This window comes from Microbacterium sp. Root53 (genome assembly GCF_001426925.1).
In the GTDB taxonomy this organism is placed as follows: Bacteria; Actinomycetota; Actinomycetes; order Actinomycetales; family Microbacteriaceae; genus Microbacterium.
The window spans coordinates 1-20,984 of record NZ_LMFR01000004.1 but is presented as its reverse complement, the minus strand read 5'-3'; the positions used below and the strand labels follow the sequence as shown (position 1 = coordinate 20,984).

General features: G+C 72.0%; 22 protein-coding genes and 1 pseudogene. 11 read left to right on the top strand and 12 right to left on the bottom strand.

Annotation, left to right across the window (positions count from 1 at the left end):
* Nucleotides 1–86 precede the first annotated feature (86 nt).
* On the top strand, nucleotides 87–1,484 hold the full coding sequence (locus ASD19_RS14885; protein WP_055988616.1) for a M23 family metallopeptidase: 1,398 nt from the start codon (nucleotides 87–89) through the stop codon (nucleotides 1,482–1,484).
* A gap of 7 nt (nucleotides 1,485–1,491) precedes the next feature.
* Here ASD19_RS14885 and ASD19_RS02785 read toward each other — a convergent pair whose 3' ends face one another.
* The gene (locus ASD19_RS02785) at nucleotides 1,492–2,100 is read right to left on the bottom strand and encodes a TrmH family RNA methyltransferase (protein WP_055988614.1); all 609 of its coding nucleotides are present in this window, start codon (nucleotides 2,098–2,100) and stop codon (nucleotides 1,492–1,494) included.
* Nucleotides 2,101–2,178: 78 nt separating this feature from the next.
* Here ASD19_RS02785 and ASD19_RS02780 point away from each other — a divergent pair, with 78 nt between their 5' ends.
* Entirely contained in the window at nucleotides 2,179–2,811 is a 633-nt protein-coding gene (locus ASD19_RS02780) for a metal-dependent transcriptional regulator (protein WP_055988612.1), read from the top strand.
* Between the two features lie 87 nt (nucleotides 2,812–2,898).
* Here the strand turns inward: ASD19_RS02780 and ASD19_RS02775 are convergent, their stop codons facing one another.
* Nucleotides 2,899–3,876: an SDR family NAD(P)-dependent oxidoreductase gene (locus ASD19_RS02775; RefSeq protein ID WP_230667969.1), complete on the bottom strand. Its 978-nt coding sequence runs from the start codon at nucleotides 3,874–3,876 to the stop codon at nucleotides 2,899–2,901.
* Between the two features lie 206 nt (nucleotides 3,877–4,082).
* On the opposite strand from ASD19_RS02775, the gene ASD19_RS02770 reads away from it, so the two are divergent.
* Together ASD19_RS02770 and ASD19_RS02765 are read left to right on the top strand one after the other, a co-directional pair.
* A complete protein-coding gene (locus tag ASD19_RS02770) occupies nucleotides 4,083–4,886 on the top strand; it encodes an HAD-IIA family hydrolase (protein ID WP_055988611.1) in 804 nt (267 codons plus the stop codon).
* Nucleotides 4,883–6,148: an MFS transporter gene (locus ASD19_RS02765; RefSeq protein WP_055988609.1), complete on the top strand. Its 1,266-nt coding sequence runs from the start codon at nucleotides 4,883–4,885 to the stop codon at nucleotides 6,146–6,148. Before ASD19_RS02770 ends, ASD19_RS02765 begins: the two co-directional genes overlap by 4 nt.
* Here the strand turns inward: ASD19_RS02765 and ASD19_RS02760 are convergent.
* Both ASD19_RS02760 and ASD19_RS02755 read right to left on the bottom strand, forming a co-directional pair.
* The gene (locus ASD19_RS02760; protein WP_055988607.1) at nucleotides 6,135–6,566 is read right to left on the bottom strand and encodes an SRPBCC domain-containing protein; all 432 of its coding nucleotides are present in this window, start codon (nucleotides 6,564–6,566) and stop codon (nucleotides 6,135–6,137) included. The genes ASD19_RS02765 and ASD19_RS02760 overlap by 14 nt on opposite strands.
* Entirely contained in the window at nucleotides 6,563–6,904 is a 342-nt protein-coding gene (locus ASD19_RS02755; RefSeq protein ID WP_055988605.1) for an ArsR/SmtB family transcription factor, read from the bottom strand. The genes ASD19_RS02760 and ASD19_RS02755 overlap by 4 nt, the downstream gene beginning before the upstream one ends.
* Nucleotides 6,905–6,997: 93 nt before the next feature.
* On the opposite strand from ASD19_RS02755, the gene nucS reads away from it, so the two are divergent.
* The 3 genes from nucS (at nucleotide 6,998) to ASD19_RS02740 (ending at nucleotide 9,767) form a co-directional block, all read left to right on the top strand.
* Nucleotides 6,998–7,693, top strand: coding sequence for an endonuclease NucS (nucS, locus tag ASD19_RS02750; protein WP_055988602.1), 696 nt, complete (start codon nucleotides 6,998–7,000; stop codon nucleotides 7,691–7,693).
* A gap of 129 nt (nucleotides 7,694–7,822) precedes the next feature.
* A complete protein-coding gene (locus tag ASD19_RS02745; protein WP_055988600.1) occupies nucleotides 7,823–8,494 on the top strand; it encodes an HAD hydrolase-like protein in 672 nt (223 codons plus the stop codon).
* Nucleotide 8,495: 1 nt separating this feature from the next.
* Entirely contained in the window at nucleotides 8,496–9,767 is a 1,272-nt protein-coding gene (locus ASD19_RS02740; RefSeq protein WP_055988599.1) for a hypothetical protein, read from the top strand.
* Nucleotides 9,768–9,860: 93 nt separating this feature from the next.
* Here the strand turns inward: ASD19_RS02740 and ASD19_RS02735 are convergent, their stop codons facing one another.
* Nucleotides 9,861–10,067: a cold-shock protein gene (locus ASD19_RS02735; RefSeq protein ID WP_055988597.1), complete on the bottom strand. Its 207-nt coding sequence runs from the start codon at nucleotides 10,065–10,067 to the stop codon at nucleotides 9,861–9,863.
* Between the two features lie 302 nt (nucleotides 10,068–10,369).
* Between ASD19_RS02735 and ASD19_RS02730 the strand changes: the two genes are divergently transcribed.
* Complete coding sequence (locus ASD19_RS02730) at nucleotides 10,370–10,993, top strand: hypothetical protein (protein ID WP_055988595.1); 624 nt, start codon at nucleotides 10,370–10,372, stop codon at nucleotides 10,991–10,993.
* Nucleotides 10,994–11,200: 207 nt separating this feature from the next.
* Nucleotides 11,201–11,812, top strand: coding sequence for an amidase family protein (locus tag ASD19_RS02725; protein ID WP_055988593.1), 612 nt, complete (start codon nucleotides 11,201–11,203; stop codon nucleotides 11,810–11,812).
* Between the two features lie 67 nt (nucleotides 11,813–11,879).
* Here ASD19_RS02725 and ASD19_RS02720 read toward each other — a convergent pair whose 3' ends face one another.
* The 6 genes from ASD19_RS02720 to pxpA are packed head-to-tail and all read right to left on the bottom strand — an operon-like array spanning nucleotide 11,880 to nucleotide 16,346.
* Nucleotides 11,880–12,074 (bottom strand): tautomerase family protein, encoded by a 195-nt coding sequence (locus ASD19_RS02720; protein ID WP_055988591.1) that lies wholly within the window; start codon nucleotides 12,072–12,074, stop codon nucleotides 11,880–11,882.
* 15 nt (nucleotides 12,075–12,089) lie between these two features.
* The gene (locus ASD19_RS02715; RefSeq protein WP_055988589.1) at nucleotides 12,090–13,055 is read right to left on the bottom strand and encodes a biotin-dependent carboxyltransferase family protein; all 966 of its coding nucleotides are present in this window, start codon (nucleotides 13,053–13,055) and stop codon (nucleotides 12,090–12,092) included.
* A complete protein-coding gene (locus ASD19_RS02710) occupies nucleotides 13,045–13,938 on the bottom strand; it encodes a 5-oxoprolinase subunit B family protein (protein ID WP_055988586.1) in 894 nt (297 codons plus the stop codon). Before ASD19_RS02710 ends, ASD19_RS02715 begins: the two co-directional genes overlap by 11 nt.
* Nucleotides 13,935–15,290 (bottom strand): acetyl-CoA carboxylase biotin carboxylase subunit, encoded by a 1,356-nt coding sequence (locus tag ASD19_RS02705; RefSeq protein ID WP_055988584.1) that lies wholly within the window; start codon nucleotides 15,288–15,290, stop codon nucleotides 13,935–13,937. The genes ASD19_RS02710 and ASD19_RS02705 overlap by 4 nt, the downstream gene beginning before the upstream one ends.
* Nucleotides 15,291–15,329: 39 nt before the next feature.
* A complete protein-coding gene (locus tag ASD19_RS02700; RefSeq protein ID WP_055988582.1) occupies nucleotides 15,330–15,566 on the bottom strand; it encodes an acetyl-CoA carboxylase in 237 nt (78 codons plus the stop codon).
* Between the two features lie 45 nt (nucleotides 15,567–15,611).
* Nucleotides 15,612–16,346, bottom strand: a complete 735-nt coding sequence (pxpA, locus tag ASD19_RS02695) for a 5-oxoprolinase subunit PxpA (protein WP_055988680.1) — start codon at nucleotides 16,344–16,346, stop codon at nucleotides 15,612–15,614.
* Nucleotides 16,347–16,436: 90 nt separating this feature from the next.
* On the opposite strand from pxpA, the gene ASD19_RS02690 reads away from it, so the two are divergent.
* Nucleotides 16,437–17,903, top strand: coding sequence for a helix-turn-helix domain-containing protein (locus ASD19_RS02690; RefSeq protein WP_055988580.1), 1,467 nt, complete (start codon nucleotides 16,437–16,439; stop codon nucleotides 17,901–17,903).
* 87 nt (nucleotides 17,904–17,990) lie between these two features.
* On the opposite strand, the gene ASD19_RS02685 is transcribed toward ASD19_RS02690, so the two are convergent.
* Nucleotides 17,991–19,385, bottom strand: coding sequence for a purine-cytosine permease family protein (locus tag ASD19_RS02685; RefSeq protein WP_055988578.1), 1,395 nt, complete (start codon nucleotides 19,383–19,385; stop codon nucleotides 17,991–17,993).
* 631 nt (nucleotides 19,386–20,016) lie between these two features.
* Between ASD19_RS02685 and ASD19_RS02680 the strand changes: the two are divergent.
* A pseudogene (locus ASD19_RS02680) lies at nucleotides 20,017–20,445 on the top strand (cbb3-type cytochrome c oxidase subunit I); the annotation flags it as partial.
* Nucleotides 20,446–20,984: the final 539 nt, after the last annotated feature.

The following is a 20,984-nucleotide window of genomic DNA, read 5'->3' as shown; positions in this document are numbered from 1 at the left end:
GTGAGATGGCTCCCGCGGGCCGGGAAAGACGGCCCGACCCCTTCCGCCCGGCATGGCGGATGTCCCAGTATGGGCGCGAGGGACCCATGCAGCCCAAGACACCCGATCGCGGACCCCGCGCCGCCGTGGCGCGGGGATCCCGCGCGGTCGCACGGGGCGCGGTGCGTGCGAGCGTCGCGCTCGCGATGCTGGCGGCGACGACCGCCGGCACGGGCGCGGTGGCCGCGATCGGGGCCCCGGCGCCCGAGACCGTCAGCCTGAGCGTGGCGCAGCCGGCGGTGCAGGCCGCGGCGTACGTGGCGCAGACGCAGTACGACATGCCGATCGACCCGGGTCACGGCTACCAGCCCCGGCAGGCGCCGGTGGCGGAGCGGCCGGTCTTCACGACGTTCCACCGCGCGGACTCCCGCGTGCGCCCGGACGGCGAGGCGGGGATCCTCGCGGCGATGGAGGCCTACTCGGCCGACGGCGCCCTGGAGCCTCGCGCGTACGCCGCGAGCACGCCCGCCGAGCTGCAGGAGCGACGCCGCGCGGAGCGCGCGAAGCTGGTTCGCGCGGCCCTGGCCGCCGGCATCCCGGTGGACGTTTCCGAGCTCGCCGCGCTCGGAGACCGCGGGCTCATGGCCGGCCGCCTCGCCTGGCCGCTCACGAACGTCGCCCTGACGGACCTGTTCGCCGCCCGCGGCGGGCGCCACATGGGGATCGACCTCGCCGCACCGGCCGGCACGCCGATCGGCGCCGCGGCCCCGGGGATCGTCATCCTGTCGAGCGAGGGCTACTACGGCTACGGCGTCGCCGTGATCATCCAGCACGCCGACGGCCGCCAGACCCTCTACGGGCACATGTCCCATGGGAGCCGCCGTGTGGAGGTCGGCGACTGGGTCGAGGCGGGCGACGTGATCGGCCACGTGGGCAACACGGGCCGCAGCTTCGGCAACCACCTGCACTTCGAGGTGCGGGTGAACGGGCGCGCGGTCGACCCGATGCCGTTCCTCACCGGGCGCGTGTCGATCAAGCCGGTTCCCCTCACACCGGTCGCGCCGCCGTCCGAGCCCGCCAAGCCCGCGACCGCCTCGGTCGAGCCCGCGCCCAAGCCCCAGCCCGCGGCCGAGCCCGAGCCGAGCCCCGCGCCGAAGCCCACTCCGTCCCCGACGCCGACGCCGACGCCAACGCCGACCCCCACACCCACACCGACGCCGACACCCACACCCACACCCACACCGACGCCGACCCCCACACCCACACCGACCCCGACGCCCACACCGACCCCGACGCAGCAACCCGCGCCGGAGCCGACGGAGACCACGGCCCCCGAACCCACACAGACCACGGCCCCCGAGCCCGTCCAGACCACGGCCCCGGCCCCGCTCGTGACGACCGCGCCGGAACCGGTGCCGACGACCGATCCGCTCTCCGAGCAGACCGTCGCCCCGGAGCCCGCGCCCTCACCGACCCCGACGCCGACGCCGACGCCCACGGGCTGAGCGCGCGTCAGCCCGCGTGCCTCCGGCACCACTCGTACATCACGATGGCGGCGGCCGCCGAGGCGTTGATCGAGCGCGTCGAGCCGTACTGGGTGATCTCGATGTGGCCGGACGCCGCGGCGAGCGCCTCGTCGGACAGCCCGGGACCCTCCTGACCGAACAGCAGCACGCACCGCGCGGGCAGCTCGGCGCGGTCGACGGGCACCGCGTCGCCGACGTTGTCGATCGCCAGGACCGGGATGCCCTCCCCCGCGGCCCACGCCGTGAACGACGCGATGTCCGGATGGTGCACGACGTGCTGGTACCGGTCGGTCACCATGGCGCCGCGCCGGTTCCACCGACGCCTCCCGATGATGTGCACGGTGTCGGCGAGGAACGCGTTGGCGCTGCGCACGATGGATCCGATGTTCATGTCGTGCTGCCAGTTCTCGATCGCGACGTGGAACGGGTGCCGCCGCGTGTCGAGATCCGCGACGATCGCCTCCATGCGCCAGTAGCGGTAACGGTCGATCACGTTGCGGGTGTCGCCGTGGGTGAGCAGCTCGGGGTCGTACCGGGGATCGGTCGGCCACTCCCCCGGCCACGGCCCGACGCCGTGCCCGCGCACCTCGTCCATCGGGGTGCCGGGGGTCGGTTCGCTCACTCCGAAAGGCTAGCCCGGGATCTCGCGGCGTCGCCCGCCTACGATCGAGACGTGCCCTCGCCCGCGATCGACGACTACCTGAAGGTGGTCTACGCCCACACCGAGTGGCAGGACGCCCCGATCACGCCGAGCGTGCTGGCGGCGAAGCTCGGGATCGCCCCGTCGAGCGTCACCGAGATGGTCAAGAAGCTCGGCGCGCAGGGCCTGGTGGCGCACGAGCCGTACCGGGCCGTGCGGCTGACGCCCCTCGGCGAGCGCCGCGCGCTCGAGATGGTGCGCCGGCATCGGCTGATCGAGACGTGGCTGGTCGAGGAGTTCGGGTACGCGTGGGACGAGGTGCACGAGGAGGCCGAGGTCCTCGAGCACACGATCAGCGACCGCCTGCTCGAGAAGATCGACGAGCGGCTCGGGCGCCCGCGCTTCGATCCGCACGGCGATCCGATCCCGGATGCCTCCGGCCGGGTCGAGCGCGAGGGCTTCGTGCGCCTCACGGAGGCGCCGGTCGGTCACGCCGGCCGCGTGCTGCGGGTCAGCGACCAGGATCCGGCGCTGCTGCGCGACATCGAGCGGGCCGGCATCTCGGTGGGCCTCGACGTGCGGGTCGCGCGCGGCGGCGTGGAGGCGGGCGGCGCGGTCATCGCCCTCCCGGCCGGCGCCGCCGAGGTCATCTGGCTGACGGCCTGATCCGCGAGACCGCGGTCGGCCGGCGAGACCGGCGCCGTCGGCGGCGGTCTCGCCGATCCCGTGCGGTCTCGACGGCCGGATGCCGTGTCAGCGGGCCGCGCGCGCGGCGCGCTGGAAGGGCCACTCCATGCCCGTGAGGCGCTCGCACTCCGCCCAGACCCGGCGGCGCACGTCCGGGTCGGCGGCCCAGCGAGAGGGGCGCTGGCGCACGGGCGCGCCGCGCGTGCGCAGCTTCGGCCCCCAGTACTCGCCGCCCCGCACATCCGGATCCACCAGCGCACGCACGAGCGACGCGGCACCGGCCTCCTTGCTCTGCGCGAAGGGCTGCAGCCGGTCTCGCAGGCGCTTCCAGGCTCCGGGCTCGTTGACGCCGTGCACCGTCGGCGTCCGCCCGCCGATCGAGTAGCCGGGGTGCGCCACGACGCTGTCGACCGGCACGTCCGCCGCGCGCAGGCGGGCGTCGGCCTCGATGCCGAGCGCGTGCACCACGAGCTTCGACTGCACGTACGCGTGCCACGCGTCGTAGCGGCGCTCGCTCTGGATGTCGATCGGCTCGGCGACGCCGAGGTGGGTCGAGATGCTGCCGAGCCACACCATCCGGGTGTGCTCGCGGCGCGACGCGGTCTTCGCGAGGGTCGTGAGCAGCTCGGCCGCCAGCACGAAGTGCCCGAGGGCGTTGGTCGCGAACACGAGCTCGCGGCCGTCGCGCGTCAGCTCGCGGTTGCGCGGCGTGTGCACGATGCCCGCGTTCAGCAGCACGCCGTCGAGGCGCGAGCGGGAGAAGAGGCCGCCGCGGAGCGACGCCGCCGCCGCCCGGATGGATCCGGGGTTGCTGACGTCCATCAGCAGCGTCTCCACCGAGGCGCCGGGCACGCGCGCTTCGAGCGCGTCGTGCGCGGCGGCGAGCCGGTTCGGGCTGCGACCGCTCAGGATGACGTGCGCGCCCGCGCCCGCGAGCTGCTCGCTCGCGAAGTACCCGAGGCCGGCGTTGGCCCCGGTCACCAGGTACTGCCGTCCTGACAGGTCCGGCAGAGCGGCCGGATCCCAGGGTGCTCGGGCGATCACACCCCGAACATATCCCCGCAGCGCCATACGCGCAGGTCCCGCCCCGGCTCGGCGACGTTTCGACCGGCTTCGACTCGCTCCGCCCGCGCAGCCCGTTTCGATTTCCTCGCTCGCGAGTGTCCGGCGCGGAACGTCGGCGCGAGCGTGCGAGACGCTTCTGAAAGAAATTCCGCCCGAGCCGATCGCGGGGCGTGAGAATAGGGACCATGCGACGCGACGAGATCGAGTGCTGGCTGACCGACATGGACGGGGTGCTCGTCCACGAGAACCTGCCGATCCCCGGAGCGCCGGAGCTGCTGGCGAAGTGGCGGGATGACGGCACGCCGTTCCTCGTGCTGACGAACAACTCGATCTTCACGCCGCGCGACCTGTCCGCGCGGCTGCGCGCCTCGGGCATCGAGGTTCCCGAGGACCGGATCTGGACCAGCGCGCTCGCGACCGCCGACTTCCTGAAGTCCCAGGCGCCCGGCGGATCCGCGTTCGTGATCGGCGAGGCCGGCATCCTGACCGCGATGCACGAGGCCGGGTTCATCATGACCGAGACCGACCCGGACTACGTGGTCGTCGGCGAGACGCGCAACTACTCCTTCGAGGCGATCACCAAGGCGATCCGCCTGATCGGCCGCGGCGCCCGCTTCATCGTCACGAACCCCGACGCGACCGGCCCGAGCGCCGAGGGCCCGCTGCCCGCCACCGGCGCCATCGCCGCCCTCATCACCAAGGCGACGGGTCGCGAGCCGTACGTGGTCGGAAAGCCGAACCCGATGATGTTCCGCTCGGCGCTGAACCGGATCGGCGCGCACTCCGAGAACACCGGCATGATCGGCGACCGGATGGACACCGACATCGTGGCGGGCATCGAGGCCGGCCTGCACACCGTGCTCGTGATGACCGGCATCAGCGATCAGCGCGAGATCGAGCGCTACCCGTTCCGGCCGAACGAGGTGCTCTCGTCGGTCGCCGAGCTCCTGCCCACGGCCGACGCACCGGCGACCGAGGTGGAGGAGTGACGGCCCCGGAGACCGCCCTCCCGCCCGCCCGCGTCCTGCGCTGGAAGATCGCGATCTTCGCGATCTTCCTCACCAGCGGCCTGAGCATCGCGACGTGGGCCTCGCGTGTGCCCGCGATCAAGGACGCGCTCGGGGTCGACAACATCGGCGTCGGCGCGCTGCTCATGGGCGCCGGCGTGGCGTCCATCCTGGGCCTGTCGCTCTCCACGCCCGTTCTGGCGAGGTTCGGCGCCCGCCGCGGCATGCTCGCGTCGATGTTCGTCTTCGCGCTCGGCGTGCTCCTGATCGGGATCGGGACCGACGTGCTCGCGTCCTTCCCGCTCGTGCTCGTGGGCCTCATCCTGTTCGGCCTGGGCAACGGCTCGCTCGACGTGATGATGAACGTCGAGGGCACGGCCATCGAGCAGCTCCAGAGCAAGACGATCCTGCCGCTGTTCCACGCGTTCTTCAGCTTCGGCACCGTGATCGGCGCGGCCATCGGCACCGTGGCCGTGAGCTGGGGCGTCGACGTGCTGTGGCACACCGCGTTCATCGCCGGCGCGATCGCGGCCATCGCGATCGCGGCGATCGCGAACGTGCCGCGCCGCGCGGCCGTGGATCCGGATCCCGCCGAGCACGGCCGCGGCTGGCGGGAGCGCCTGATGGCCTCGCTCGAGGTCTGGCGCGAGCCGCGCACCTACGCGCTCGGCGTGATCATGCTCGGGATGGCGTTCGCCGAGGGCGCCGCGAACGACTGGCTGGCGCTCGGCATCGTCGAGGGACACGGCGGCGACGAGGCGCTGGGCGCGGCCGGCCTCACGGTGTTCTCGGTCGCCATGACCGTGGTGCGCGTGTTCGGCGGGCCGCTCGTCGACCGCGTCGGCCGCGTGACGGTGCTCCGCGTGCTCTCGGCGACCGCGGCGGTCGGCCTGCTGCTGTTCATCCTCGCGCCGAACCTGCCCCTCGTCCTCGTCGGCGCGGCGCTGTGGGGCGTCGGCGCGTCGCTCGGCTTCCCGCTCGGGATGTCGGCGGCCGCGGACGACCCCGCGCGGGCCGCGGCGCGCGTGAGCGCGGCGGCGACCATCGGCTATGTCGCGTTCCTGGCGGGCCCGCCCGTGCTGGGGGCGATCAGCGAGGCGATCGGCCTGCTCAACACGCTGTGGATCATCGTCGCCCTGACGGTCGCATCCGGTCTCGCGTCGGGCGCGGCTCGCCCGCTGTCGTCGGACCCGTCCGCCCCCGGCGTCGCGGACGGTCCCGCCGGCGACGTCACACGCCGCTGACCACCGCCGCGAACCGCCCCAGCACCTTCGGCCAGCCCCGGCCGTAGTCGCTCCGCGCCGCCTCGGGATCGGCGTAGGCCTCCCAGCCCGTGTGGACGAGCGTCACGAGCGTCCCCTCGCTCGCGGGAGCGAAGGTCACCTCCACGTGGGTGGCCGCGCCGGCGTCGCGTCCGGGATGCCACGTGAACGCCACACGGGACGGCTCACGCGATTCGGTGACGGTCCCCCAGACGGCGGTGCGGCCATCCGGGGCCGTCTCGACGAACCGCTCGCCGTCGAACGCGATGGTCGCCTCGGCGCCGAAGCACCCGTGCGACGCGATCGGCCACCACGCGCCGATGTCGTGGACGAAGACCCGGTACGCCGTCGCGGGATCGGCCGCCACGAGCACCTGCCGCCGCAGCGGCGGGACGCTCACGACGCGCTCCGCTCGGACGCGGCCGCCTCGCGGTCCGCCGACGCGGCCGCGGAGCGCTCGGCGAAAGCCGCGAGCGCGGTGTCCCAGTGGCCCGCAAGCCAGGTCTGCACCGCCGCGAGCCCGTCGGGCGCGAGGGCGTACAGGTTGCGGGTGCCGACGGAGCGGTGCTCGACGAGGCCGGCGCCCTCGAGCACGCGCAGGTGCTTGCTCACCGCAGGGCGGCCGACCGGCAGCGCCTCGGCGAGGGCGCCCACCGGCGTGGGCCCCGCCCGCAGGGCCTCCACGATCCGGCGCCGCGTGGCGTCCCCCAGCGCGTCGAGCGCGGCTTCGGCATCCATGGCATCCCTTCGGTTCCTCTTCGGTAACCGTCACCATAGAGCAACCAAAGGCGGGCGGCAAGAGCATCCGCGGGAGACGGCTAGGCTCATCCGGTGCGTCTCGTCATCGCCCGCTGCTCCGTGGACTACACCGGCCGTCTCAACGCGCATCTGCCGCTCGCGACCCGGGTGCTGATGCACAAGGGCGACGGCAGCCTGCTCGTGCACTCCGACGGCGGCTCGTACAAGCCGCTCAACTGGATGAGCCCGCCGTGCCGGCTCGACGTCGAGCAGCCGAGCGAGGAGCTCGCGGAGGCCGGCGTGACCGAGCTGTGGCGCGTGACGCACCAGAAGACGGGCGATGCGCTGACCGTGCACATCTACGAGGTGATCCACGAGTCGAAGCACGATCTGGGCGTCGACCCCGGTCTCATCAAGGACGGCGTGGAGTCCGACCTACAGCGCCTGCTCGCCGAGCAGGTCGACCTGATCGCCGAGGGCGCGACGCTCGTGCGCCGCGAGTACCCGACGGCCATCGGACCGGTCGACCTCCTCGTGCGCGACGCCGGCGGCGTGCCGATCGCGGTCGAGGTCAAGCGCCGCGGCGACATCGACGGCGTCGAGCAGCTCACCCGCTACCTCGACCTGCTCGGGCGCGATCCGCTGCTCACGGGCATCCAGGGCGTGTTCGCCGCCCAGGAGATCAAGCCGCAGGCGCGCGTGCTCGCCGAGGACCGCGGCATCCGCTGCCTCGTGCTCGACTACGACGACATGAAGGGCATCGAGTCGGGCGCCCCGCGGCTGTTCTGACCCCGAGGCGCCCGATCCGCCCTTCGACTGGTCTTCGGCGACGAGACTGGTCTCGGCGGGACCAGTCTCGTCGCCCGGGACCAGTCGACGTCGCCCGGGACCAGTCGACGCCGCGTCTAGGCTGATGCCATGACGTCTTCGCCCTGGTCGTGCATCCTCTGGGACGTGGACGGGACGGTCGCCGATGCGTCGGCCGGCATCCTGCCCCGCATCACGGAGGTGCTCACGGCGATGGGCCGCGTGGCGCCGCCCGCCGACGAGCTGCGTCACTGGATCGGGCCGCCCATGCTCGAGTCGTTCCAGCAGCGGGCGCTGCTGTCGCCCGAGGAGGCCACCGCGGCGGTCGCCGCGTACCGCGCGCTCGCGTCTCGCGACGGCTACGCCAAGTCGGTCGCGCTGTACCCGGGGGTCGCCGAGCTGATCCGGGATGTGCACGCCGCGGGTGTGCCGCAGGCGACCGCCAGCACCAAGCCGCAGAACCAGGTGCGCGCGATCCTGGAGCACTACGCGCTGGACGACGCGTTCACGGCGATCGTCGGAGCGCGGGCCGAGGCCGACGTGCTCGACACGAAGGCGGATGTCCTGGGCCGCGCGCTCGAGGGCCTCGCCGCGGCGGGCGTCGACGTGTCGCGACCCGTGCTCATCGGCGACCGCCACCACGACGTCGAGGGCGCCGCGGAGTACGGGGTCCCGGTCGTGTTCGTGCGCTGGGGCTTCGGGAACCCGGGCGAGGAAGAGGGCGCGCAAGCCGTGGTCGACGACCACGCGCAGCTGCGCGAGCTGGTGCTCAGCCGGGACTGACATGGACCTCACCGAAGTCGACCTGCTGGCGTGGCTGGTCCCCGCCGCGGTCGTCTTCGGGTCGGCCGCCGTCCTCGTGGTCGTGGTGGTGCTGGCCGTGCGCTTCGCCCGGCGCGCTCCCGCCGCGCGTCGCCGGGCCGCCGCCGAGCTCGGCACCGCCGGGGCGGCGCTCGTGCAGCTGGACGACGCGGTCGACGAGCTGGATCTCGAGGTCGGGCTGTCGGGGGCGCTCTACGGGGGCGGCGCCCCGCCGTCGCTGCGCCGGGCCCGGATGACCGCGCAGCACGCGCGGGACGAGGCGTTCGTCGCCTACCGCGACGCCGGCGACCCGCGCGTGGTCCCGGCTGACGCGGCGCGCGCGGCCCGCGATCTGCACCGCCGGATCGAGCGCGAGCTCGCCACGATCGAGGCCGCGCGGCGCGAGCACCGGGACTGGATCCAGGCGAACGTCGGCGCCTCCGAGCAGGTCGCCGGCGCCGAGCGCCGACTCGCGGAGCTGCGGGCGCGGATGGGCGACCCGGGGGCGCTGCTGCGGGAGCTCGAGCAGCGTGCAGACCCCGAGGAGTGGACGGACGCGGCCCGCGCGGTCGACGACGCGCGCTCCGCCGTGGCCGAGGCCGAGCGACGCATCGCGGCGGCACGCGAGATCGCGGCCCACCCGACCCGCTCGGCGCTGGAGGACCTCGCCGGGGCGGAGCGCGCGCTGCGCCGCGCAGATGCCGCCTCGCGCACGCTCGAGGAGACCCACCGCCTCGTGACCCAGGCCGGTCTCGCGGTGAGCGACGAGATCGCCGCCGCGCGCTCGGCGGTCCGTTCCGCCACGTCGATCCGGGCCGCGCTGCCGGCCGATCAGGCCGAGCGCCTGGGCGACGAGATCCGCTGGGCGGATCAGCAGCTCGACCGCATCGAGCCCACCGCCGCGCGGCGCCCCGTGTCGGCCAACGAGGCCATCGCGCGGGTGCGCGACCGCCTGGACATGGCGCTCGCGGACGCGCACACGGCGCAGCAGCGGCTGCACGGCGCGCGCACGGCGCTGCCGGGAACGCTCGCCGCGGCACGCAGCGCGATCGGCCATGCCGAGGCGGCGATCCCCGAGCACACCGCCGGGCTGGACGCCCGCGTGCGGCTCGACGCGGCGCGCCGCGAGCTTGCCGCAGCGCGCCAGACCCAGGATCCGGTCGAGGCGCTCGACGCGGCGCGGCGCGCGATCCGCCACGCGGAGGACGCCAAGGCCCTCGCCGATCACCACCGCCTCGCCAGCGCCGGCGAGTGACGCCGCCGGGGCAGGAGAAAGGGCCCGGCGGCCGAAGCCGCCGGGCCCTGGGTAGTCACGCCGCGTGACGCGGCCGACCGTTGGAGATCCGACTCAGAGGGGGCGGATGTTCTCCGCCTGGAGGCCCTTGGGGCCCTGAGCGATCTCGAACTCGACTCGCTGGTTCTCCTCCAGCGAGCGGTAACCCGAAGCCTCGATCGCGGTGTAGTGCGCGAAGACGTCAGAGCCGCCCTCGTCGGGAGAGATGAAGCCGAAGCCCTTCTCCGAGTTGAACCACTTGACGGTGCCCTGCGTAGCCATTTACTGCCGTTCTATCTGTGATGAAGCCGGCGCGAACATCGTGCCGACACAGTCACGCTAACGGAGTAACCCGTGAAGAGATAGGGCTTGAGCGATAATGACGCCCGGTTGCGCCGCCTGCCGGGACTGCGGGGCGTCGGGCGAAGACCACGGCGGCCCTCACCAATGGGGGGAATCGGTGAGGGCCGGACGACCGAGGTTGTCCCGACCAGTGTATAGGACGATCTGACCTTTTGTCCCCCGTTCGGAGGACAGAGCTGCGCCGAGTTGCCCGGCGCGGCGGGCCCGCCGACCATGGACCCATGAGACTCCCCCGCCGCGCCGCCGCCTCCGGCACGGCCGTCGCGCTCGCGCTGGTGCTCGCCGGCTGCGGCGGCGGTCTGTCGTCCCACGCGGGCACGCCGTTCACCGCGTGCCTGCAGCAGGCCGGCGTCGACATCTCCCGCATGGCGTCGTGGACCCGGGAGCGGGAGCGCGAGGAGCTGAGCGACCCGGCCGCGCTCGCGTGCGTGCTGTCCGACCTTCCGGCGGGCGAGCGCCGAGAGGTGCTCGACTGGGCCTTCCCGGACGTCCCCGCCGACGCGTCCGCGGACGAGCAGGCCCCCGTGGCCGAGGCGGTCGGCGGATTCCTCGAGGCCCGCACTCCTCCGGACGCGGAGGCGATCGCCGATGCGGGCGAGCTGCTCGCGGCGCTCGGCGTCACGGGCGCAGAGCCGGCGGGCGTGCGCCACGCGCTCGCCCTGCGCGTGCATCTAGACGCGGGCGGACCGCTGTACGACGCCTGGCGCGAGGGCCTGAACCTGGAGGACGACCACGCCGCCCGGGCGCGCTTCGCCGGGGAGCAGCTCGAGCTGGGCGGCGCGCTGGCCGACCTCCTCGCCGAGACGTCGGACGCCCTCCTCGCGGCCCAGGAGCAGGCCGGCTGATCGGCCCGGGAACGAAGAACGGGCCCCCATCCGGGAGCCCGTTCTTCGTCGCTGTGAGGTGGTTTGCACTTTGAGCCAGCCCTACAGCCACTTGGGCCCCGGGAGGCCTCCACGAGCCCGTTACAGGCTTCGTGCGCAGATTTTCCAATCAGATGAGGGCCGCGGGCCTGGCGCTAGCGTGGCGCGTGCTGCACGCGCCCCCCGGGGGTGCGCGGGCCGCGCGCGGCGGGGGCCGCCGGCGCGCGGATCGGATTCGTGCGCACCCCCTGGTGGGCGCAGGCGGAACCGGCCAGCCGCGCCGCGACCGAGTCGGCCGCTGCCGCGCTCGGCGCCGCCGCCGTCGAGCTGCCCCCGGCCTTCGACGACATCGTCTCCGCACACGACCTGATCGCCATGACCGACACCAGCCACGCCCTGCTGCCGGAGTATCGCGCACATCCGGAGATGCTCACCGATCAGCTGCGGGAGCGCCTGGGGGAGGGTCTGCGGACGGCGCCCGGCGCGTATCGCGCCGCCGTGCGCGTCGCCGACCGGGTCCGCACCGCAACGAGCGCGCTGTTCGAGGACGTCGATGTGCTCGTCGCGCCCGCCGTCATCGGTGAGGCGCCGTTCGCGGAGGACGGCACCGGCGACCCGCTGTTCTGCCGGCCGTGGTCAATGCTGGGCAACCCCGTCGTGACGGTACCCGTCGCGTTCGGGCCCGCCGGCCTCCCGATCGGCGTGCAGATCGTCGCTCGTCACGGCGAGGACCTCCTGGCCCTCGACGTCGCCGCCCGGCTTTCGGACGCGATCGGTGCCGCGGCGATGACGGCGTCCTGACCGGCTGCCCAGGGGTGCCGCCGGTACCGGGCGGGGTGGCGCCGTCCGGCGCCACCCCCCGCGTCTCCTACCGGGTCTCCCCGTTGAAGGTCCACTGCTCGCGGGGGATGCCCTCGACCGTGACCCAGGTGTCGGGCCGGCGCCCGCCTGGCGCGGTGCAGTGCTCCGCCACGACCTCGTCGATGGCCACCGCGAGCCGCCGGGCGAGCTCGGGGTCCTGCTGGAGGCGGTGTTCGAACAGCTTCACGGTGACGAGGGGCATCGCCCGCTCCCTTCCCTACGACCAGACGCGCGCGAAGCGGGCCTTGCGCTCCGCGCGAGCGTCGAGTGCCTGCTCCATCGTGACCGGGACGAATCGGACCTTCGCGCCCGGGCCCATCCGGGCGAACAGGTCCATGTCCGCGCTGATGACGGTCGCGGCCTGCGCGTAGCCGCCGCCGGACACCGCGTCGCAGTGCAGGACGATGGGCTGCGTGCCGCCGGGGATCTGGATCGAGCCGACCGCGTAGCCGGCATCCGTGATGTTGGAGGGGTCCTGGCCCGCGCCGAAGGGCTGCTCCTCCTGCTTCCACTCGGCGCCCGGGCCGTCGAAGCGCAGCCCCATGCGGTCTGCCACGGGCGTCAGGGTCCATTCGGCCTCGGTGAGGTTGCGCAGCCCCTGCTCGGTGAGCTTGTGGTCGTACAGGCCCAGCATGATCCGCACGGTGAACTCGCGCCCGTAGTCGGGCAGCAGGTCTTCGGGGACCTCGTCCATGCGCGGCAGCGTGGCCTGCGGCGGCGCACCGACGGGCAGCGTGTCACCGGCCTGCACGGCGCGCCCCTGGACACCACCCAGGCGGCCGATCGGGTACGTGGAGCGCGACCCGAGCACCTCGGGCACGTCGATGCCGCCGGCCACGGCGATGAAGTACTTCGCGCCGCCCTTCAGCACGCCGAAGGACACCTCATCGCCCGCGGCGAGCTCGAGACGGGTGTATCCGGTCCGGCGCTCGCCGTTGACGAGCACGTCGACGGGGGAGCCCGTCACGGCGAGCACGGTGTCCGCGTCCACGCGGAGCTTGGGACCCAGGTAGGTGCACTCCAGCACCGCCTCTTTTTCGGTGTTGCCGACGAGGCGGTTCGCGAGGGCGGCCGCGTACTGGTCCATGGCGCCGCCCTGGGGGATCCCGAAGCGGTAGTAGCCGAAGCGGCCGCGGTCCTGCACCGTGGTCGCCAGTCCCGGGGTGAGAATCTCAAGCGACATCCAGGGCCTCCAGAAGGGTGGTGTTGTACCCGGCGGGGTCGGCCAGCGCGTCGGCCAGCGTGAAGGTGACGGGCGCCTGCTTGTAGCGATACGTCCCGGCAGCGACCTCGGCTTCGATCCGGCGGTACTCGGCCTCGTCGACCGGGCGGTACTTGACGATGTCGCCCGTGCGGAACAGCACCATGAAGTCCGAGAAGTCCTCGAGCCGCTGCTCGGGGTCGTAGATGGGGGTCGGCGTGATGCCGAGCATCTGGTAGCCGCCCGCGCCGCGCACCGAGTAGTGCGCGGTGAAGCAGCCGCCGTAGCCGATCGTGAGCGCGGGCGTGTCGGTGCGCGGGCTCAGGTACTTCGGCACCTCGAGCTGCCGCTCGCGCGGCGCCAGCTGGAACAGGAACGGCAGGCCCGCCACGAAGCCCACCATCGAGACCAGCCACGGCGTCTCGTGGTGGCGCCGGATGAACTCGGCCGCGTCCGCCAGGCCGTTGACCTCGGCCGCGTAGTCCAGGTCCGAGCCGTTCGGGTTCTGGTGGTAGCCCTCGCGGAACCGCGCGGCGACCTCTCGCGTGTACGGGTCGTCGTACCAGACGGGCACCTCGATGATCCGCGTCTCGAGCGCCTGCACCGCCGCGCGGCGGACCTCGGTCTCGAGTTCGCGCGCCTTGGCCTCCAGGTCGGCGGAGGCGAGCTCGTCCGGGTTGAAGCGGATGAGCAGGGACGCGTTCGCGGGGCAGATGTCGACGATGCCGTTCAGCGCCGCCTCCTCGAGCCCGTGCGCCATGGCGGTGGCGACGAAGTTCGCCTCCAGGCTCATGTCCGGGGAGATCTCGATGAGCAGGAACTCGTCGCCTCCCCACGTGTAGCGGGCGCGCTCCGGAAGTGTCATGCGTCTGCTCCCAACAGGCCGGGTACGGACTCGATATAGGTCGTGTAGTGCTCGGCGGCGGCGAAGTCCTCGAGCTCCAAGAGGCGTCGCATCAGGGGGACGGTGGTCTTGATGCCGGAGATCTCGGTCTCGCCGAGGACCCGCGCCGCCCGCGCCCGGGCCTGGGCCCGGTCCGGGCCCCACACGATCACCTTGCCGAGCAGGGAGTCGTAGAACGGCATCACGGTCTGGCCCGCGGAGAAGCCGAAGTCGGCCCGCACGCCGGGGCCGCCCGAGAGCTGGAGGCTCTCGATCAGGCCGGGACTGGGCATGAAGTTGTTCGCCGGATCCTCCGCGTTGATGCGGAACTCGAACGCGTGCCCGTCGAAGCGGATGTCCTCCTGCGTGTACCCGAGCTTCTCGCCCGAGGCCACGCGGAGCTGCTCGCGCACCAGGTCGATCCCGGTGATCGCCTCGCTGATCGGATGCTCGACCTGCAGGCGCGTGTTCATCTCGATGAACGCGACCTCCTGGCGCTCCGGGTCGTAGAGGAACTCGACGGTGCCCGCGCCGATGTACTTCGCCTGGCGAGCCAGCTCCACCGACGAGGCGCGCATGCGCGCGCGCAGCTCGTCGGGCAGACCCGGCGCGGGCGCCTCCTCGATCACCTTCTGCTGCCGGCGCTGCATGGAGCAGTCGCGGTCGCCCAGGTGCAGCCACGTCTCGCCGTCGCCCAGGAGCTGGACCTCGACGTGCCGGGCGCGGGTCACGAAGCGCTCGAAGTACACGTCGCTGGACCCGAACGCCGCGAGAGCCTCGGCCTGCGCGACCTCCACGGTGCCGCGGACGTCCTCGCGCGAGTCGATGCGCCGGATGCCGCGCCCGCCGCCGCCCGCCGACGCCTTGACCACGAGCGGGTAGCCGATGCTGTCGGCCACCGCCTCGATGTCGCCGTCGGTGTCCAGCGGACCCTCGGTGCCCGCGAGGACCGGCACGCCGGCCGCGCTCGCGGCCTCGCGCGCGCGGGACTTGTCGCCCATCAGCTCGATCGACTCGGGACTGGGCCCGACCCAGATCAGCCCGGCCTCCTGGACCCGTCGCGCGAATCCGGCGTTCTCGGAGAGGAAGCCGTAGCCCGGGTGGATCGCGTCGGCGCCGCTCACGGCGGCGGCGTGCAGGATCGCGTCCTGGTTCAGGTAGCTCAACCCGGCCGGCGCCGGGCCGATCACGTGGGTCTCGTCCGCGATGCGCTCGACGTTCGACCCCCGATCCGCCTCGCTCACCACCGCGACCGTGGCGATTCCCATTTCCTTCGCCGTGCGGATGACGCGGATTGCTATCTCGCCGCGATTGGCGATGAGCAGTTTCTTCACCTCTGGTGCTCCTTCTGCCGCTGCCGCGGCGGACGCTGGTCAGTCGATCGTGGCGATGACGTCGCCGGGACCGACGGTTCCGTTGTCCTCGACCTCGAACGAGGTGATGACTCCCGCCACCTCGGTGCGGACTTCGCTGAACTGCTTCATGATCTCGACGATGCCGATGGTCTGCCCCGCCTCGACGGCGTCGCCGACCTCGACGAACGGCGCCTTGTCGGGGGCCGGCCGGCGGTAGAAGATGCCGGGCAGGGGGGCGATTACCTGTGCGCTCACGTGCGTGTTCTCCAATGGGTTAAGGGGACTGGTTGCCTGGCGCCGCTACTCGGCGAGCGCCCCGCGGACGGCCTCGGCGACCTCCACCGCGTTGGGCGTGTCGGAGTGCACGCAGACGCTGCCGAAGCGCAGCGGGATCTCGGTGCCGTCGACCGACAGGATCGAGCCCGTCTCGAGGGCGCGGCGGGTGCGCTCCGCCGCCGCCGCCGGATCCGTCGCGTGGGGCTGGCGCAGGATGATGAGGCCGCCGTCGGCGTTGTAGTCGAGGTCGACGTACAGCTCACCCACGAACTCGACGCCCTCGCGTTCGCTCACCCGCTGGTGGGCGGATCCGGCGATGCCGAAGATCGGCACGCCGTAGTCCGCCGCCACGCGCGTGGCCCCGGCCATGAGCTCCTCGTCGCGCGCCAGCATGCCGTAGAGGGCGCCGTGGGGCTTGATGTGGTTCAGCGGCAGGTCGTACTTCTTCAGGAAGCCGCTCAGGGCGCCGACCTGGTACCGGATGAGGCTCTCGACCTCCTCGGGCGTCAGCTTCATCTCGCGGCGACCGAAGCCGACCAGGTCGGGCAGCCCGGGGTGCGCTCCCACGCGGACCCCGTTCGCCTTGGCGAGTGCGACGGTCGCCTCGAGCGTCTGCGGGTCACCCGAGTGAAAACCGCACGCCACATTCGCGACGTCGATGATCGACATCAGGTTGGCATCGTTGCCGAAGGTGTGGAGGCCGAAGGCCTCGCCCATGTCCGAGTTCAGGGAGATGTCTCCGCTGCGCTGCGCTGTCATGCTCATACGCTACGCTCCGACTCGAGTTCAGGTGATTGTGCAAACGCAAAAGAGTCGCGCATGTCTTTGGGCGCAAGCAAGGAGGAAAGCATGCATGTCGCAGACCTGTTGACCGACCCGTCGCTCCAGCTTCGCCTCGAGACGCCCACCGGGACGAAGCGCCTCCAGCAGGAGGTGGCGCGCTGCGCGCCCATGGAGCACCTCGACCCCACGCCCTTCCTGGACGAGAACGTGCTGCTGCTGACGTCGGGCATCGGGATGAACTTCACCGAGCAGAGCATCTGGGACGGGTACGTCGAGCGCCTGGCGCGGGTGCCGGTCTCGGCCGTCGCGTTCTCCATCGGAGCGGCGCACCGGCAGATGCCGCGCGGGCTCGTGAACGCGTGCACCGCGTACGACGTCCCGCTGCTGGAGGTCCCCCCCACGGTCCCGCTGCACAAGATCGACCAGTTCGTCGAGGAGTGGCTGCAGGCGGAACGGCTCGAGCAGTACGACCGGAGCTGGCTGATCGCGGACGAATGCGCCCGGCTGGCCAGCCAGGGGGCCGAGATCACCACGCTCCTGGCCGCCATCCACGCCTCCATCGACGAGCCGCTCGCCGTCTACGACGCGTTCGACTCGCTCATCGCGCAATACCCGGAGACCGCGACGTGGCGCACGGGCCCGGCGCGCCCCTCGGGGCCGGAGGTGCTGAACGTGAACCTGCCGATGGGTCTGAGCAACCCGTGCCAGCTCTCCGTGCGCGTCCACCAGTCGGGGCTCGAGCTGCAGACGCTCCTCGCCCCCGTCAGCTCGATCCTCGCCCTGCAGCTCAACCGCGCCGTCGCCGTGGACGCCAGCAGCCACCAGGACATGCTCCGCTTCGTGAACCGCTGCGTGGGCTGGTCGGAGTCCACCCGCAGCGACGTCGCGAACGCCTTCCACGAGCTCGGCCTCAGCCGGCAGGCCGAGACCGCGCTCGCCGTCGCGGACATGAGCGGCGACCACGCCGCCTCCGCGTGGAAGCTCCGCGACGCGCTGCACCGTGCCTTCCACAACGTCCGGGTCGCCGAGATCGACGACCGGATGATCGCGATCGCGCAGTTCCCCCGCGACGGGTTCCCCGCGGCCGCGGAGGCGCTGATGCGGTTCACGCCCGCGCTGCCGCTGGTGTATCGCGGACCCGTGCACACCATCGACGAGCTGCGCATCGCGCTCGTCCACGCGCTCGATCTCGTCAACCACACGCCCGTGCAGGTGATCGCGCCGGCCCTGGGCCTGAGCGCCGTCGTCGCGGCGGCCGCCGGCCGCGGGGCGCGAGAGTCGGCGGAGCGCTTCCTGGCGCCGCTGTTCGAGCACGACGATCAGCGCAGCAGTGAGCTGTTGCCGACGCTTCGGGCGTGGATCCGTCACAACGCCCAGGCGTCGAAGACCTGCGAGGAGCTCTTCATCCACCGGAACTCGCTGAGCTACCGACTGCGACGCATTGAGGAGGTCTTGGGCGTATCGCTCGAGACCCTCGAGGGGAAGTCCACCTGCCTGATGGCCCTGAGACTCGTCGACCTGGAGCCGTATTGAGTCCGGCGCGGCCCTTGCCCGCGCAACGCAAGGCGGGCCGCCGGGGTCTTCCCCCGACGGCCCGCCTCGCGTGCGGCGCGCCCGTGGTTACGAGCGGACCTCCTTGGTCAGGCCGGTGCGGCTGTTCGGGTTCACGCGCCAGAGGATGGCGTAGATCGCCCCGCCCAGCACCGCCGTGAGGATCGGACCCCACGTGGAGCCGATGCCGCCGAGGTCCGGGTTGATCACGCCGAGCTGGAGCATCACCAGGCCGACGGCCGTCGCGACGATCCACGCGATCAGGCCGTTCGCGTTGAAGGTCCGGTAGTGGTGATCGCCGATCGCGGCGTGCTCGCCGTTCTGCCCGCGGTTCAGCAGGATGTGCACCAGCGCGATCGCCACCCAGGCCGTCACCAGCACGCCCTGCCAGGCGAGCGCGATGAGCAGGTACTGCACGATGGGGAGCAGCATGCACAGGAAGATGATCACCGAGGAGATCAGCACCCAGGCGATGTTGGGGATCCGGATCTTCAGCACGCGCTCGCCGAACGCCTTCAGGTTCGCGGAGCTGAGGTAGTAGTTCGCCGTGTTGATGCGCGTCTGCGACGCGATGATCACGATGAGGCCGAGGATCCCCATCAGGCTCACGACCCCGCCGGCAAGCCCGGTCTCGGAGACCTCGATGCCGGGGATCGTGAAGGTGAGGAAGATGCCGACGAACGCGGAGAAGCCGTAGGCCAGCACGTAGAAGAGCGGGCCGAACGTGAGCGTCTGGTGGAAACGCACGTCCTTGCGCTTGCCGAGCGCCGCGTAGTCCATCGTGAACATCATCATGATCCAGATGCCCATGTACCCGGCGAAGGTGGCGAGCCACCCCGGACCGCCGCTGGCGAGGGTGGCCGGCGCCTCGGGGGCCTGTGTCAGCCACGTGTCGCTGAAGCCGTACACGGCGCCGGCCCAGATGACCGCCGCGATGAGCCCGCCGATGTAGAGCGGCATGAGCCACCCGTTGAGCTTGTCGAGGAAGCGACGGACGCCGCCGATCACGAGCGGCGTGGAGTAGATCACGACGATCAGGCTCCACAGCCACAGCGGACCGCCGAAGGCGGCCGCGAACGCGTAGACCACGATGGATCCCTCGAACACCGCGTAGTAGATCGCGATCAGGGCGAAGATCAGGGTCGCGATGGACGAGCCCGCTCGACCCAGGATCGTGCGGGAGAACTCCGCCACGGTGGTGCGGTTGTTGATCGCGTACTTCGACAGCACGGCGTTGATCAGGCCGTACGCGATGATGGTCAGCACCAGGCCGATGAGGGCCTGCACGGTGCCGTAGGCGAGCGCCATGGCCGCGCCGATGTACACGAAGAAGAAGGCGCTTGCCGTGCCGTACCAGGCCAGCAGCAGCGGTCCCTTCTTCATCTGGTCTTCGTCGTTGCCTTCTCGGGCAAGAGCATCCGTCGCCTCGACGTCGTCGTTGCTTCCGGTGAGATTGAGACTCACGGGTACCTCCGTTGTGTCCGCCGGGACCGAGCCGCGATCTAGTCGCCGGGCCCGGCTCGGACATGGGATGGGATCTACCGCCGGCGGGTACCGGCGGTGTGAATCGCGGACGCTCGGGGAACGCCCCGTGAAGCCGCGTGCGACACATTCTGGAGCCCGCGCAGGCTTTCGAATACTGTGCAGGCGCCGGAATGTCGACGCGCCCGTCGGCTATCTGCACAAACGGCCGGGACCCAGATGAGGTCGTGGTTACCCGCGCGTTTCGCGGCATGGGGTGCGGGCGATCCCGCCTCCTGCTCCGCGCCGAACGCGCGGGACGTCGGTCGCCGACGTCCCGCGCGGTCCCCTCAGGATGCCAGCAAATCGCCCACTCCGGTGCGCCGTTTCCCACCGAACGAGGTCGCCCGGGCCGGAGGGCCCACGGGATGCTCGCCGGGTGCGGCTTGTACGCCTCCGCGGGCGGCGACGCAAGCGGATGTGCTGGCCGCGCGGCCAGTCCTACCGTGCCGCCAGCCGGGTCGCCGCGCGCACGCGACGGGCCGCGGGACGGGATCGCTCGAGGGAGACCGAGGAGGCCGGAGTGATCGCAGCAGAAGGCAGCGCGGGGCAGGCGGGACGCGCGGGGGCGGCGGTGCTTCCGCCCCGGCAGGCGGAGCTACTGAGCGCCTCTCGCACCGAGCAGAAGGGCAACATCTTCCTCCGGTGGATCACCTCCACCGACCACAAGACGATCGGCTACATGTACCTGATCGCGGCGCTGCCGTTCTTCCTGCTCGGCGGGGTGATGGCGCTGCTCATCCGCGCCGAACTCTTCCAGCCGGGCATGCAGGTGGTCCCCACCAAGGAGCAGTACAACCAGCTGTTTACGATGCACGGCACGATCATGCTGCTGATGTTCGCGACGCCGCTGTTCGCGGGCTTCGCGAACGCGATCATGCCGCTGCAGATCGGGGCTCCGGATGTGGCGTTCCCGCGGCTGAACGCGCTCTCGTTCTGGCTGTTCCTGTTCGGCTCGCTCGTCGCGGTCGGCGGTTTCCTGACGCCGTCGGGCGCTTCAGCTCGCCACGGCCGCGGATTCGGAACGCGTTCGTCGTTGGTTTCTGTATGGGCTCGCAGTGCTCGGTGCTCTGCTCCCAGTGCTGGTTCTAGCCGGCACCTGGATGGGCGTCCTCTTGCCCGGATGAGCCCTTAAACGTCGGATTACGACGCGCGCTACCGCGGCTGGCAGCAAGGCGTGTTCTGGTGGTCGTTCGTCCTGTTCGTCGCCGTCGTCTGCGGCTACATCGTCTTCAGCTTCTACATGCTCCTCGAGCTCTTCAAGCCCGACGCAACGGCGGGGCCGACGCCAGAGATGCCCGTGGTCATCACCTGGCTCGCCGCGGGGCAGCACAGATACTCGCGCTCTTTATGGTCGTGGCAAGGCACCTGTTCCCGCCGTCCGGCCCTGTGCCGGCCGCGCCGAGCGATAACATCGAGACCGCGGGCGGCGACGCCGCCTAGATGTACTGCCCAGCCAGGTTGTTTGAGATCCGGCTGATGGGCGGGAGCTTCCCGATCGCGGTGTGGGGCCTGTGGTGATTGTAGAAGTGCAGCCAGGCC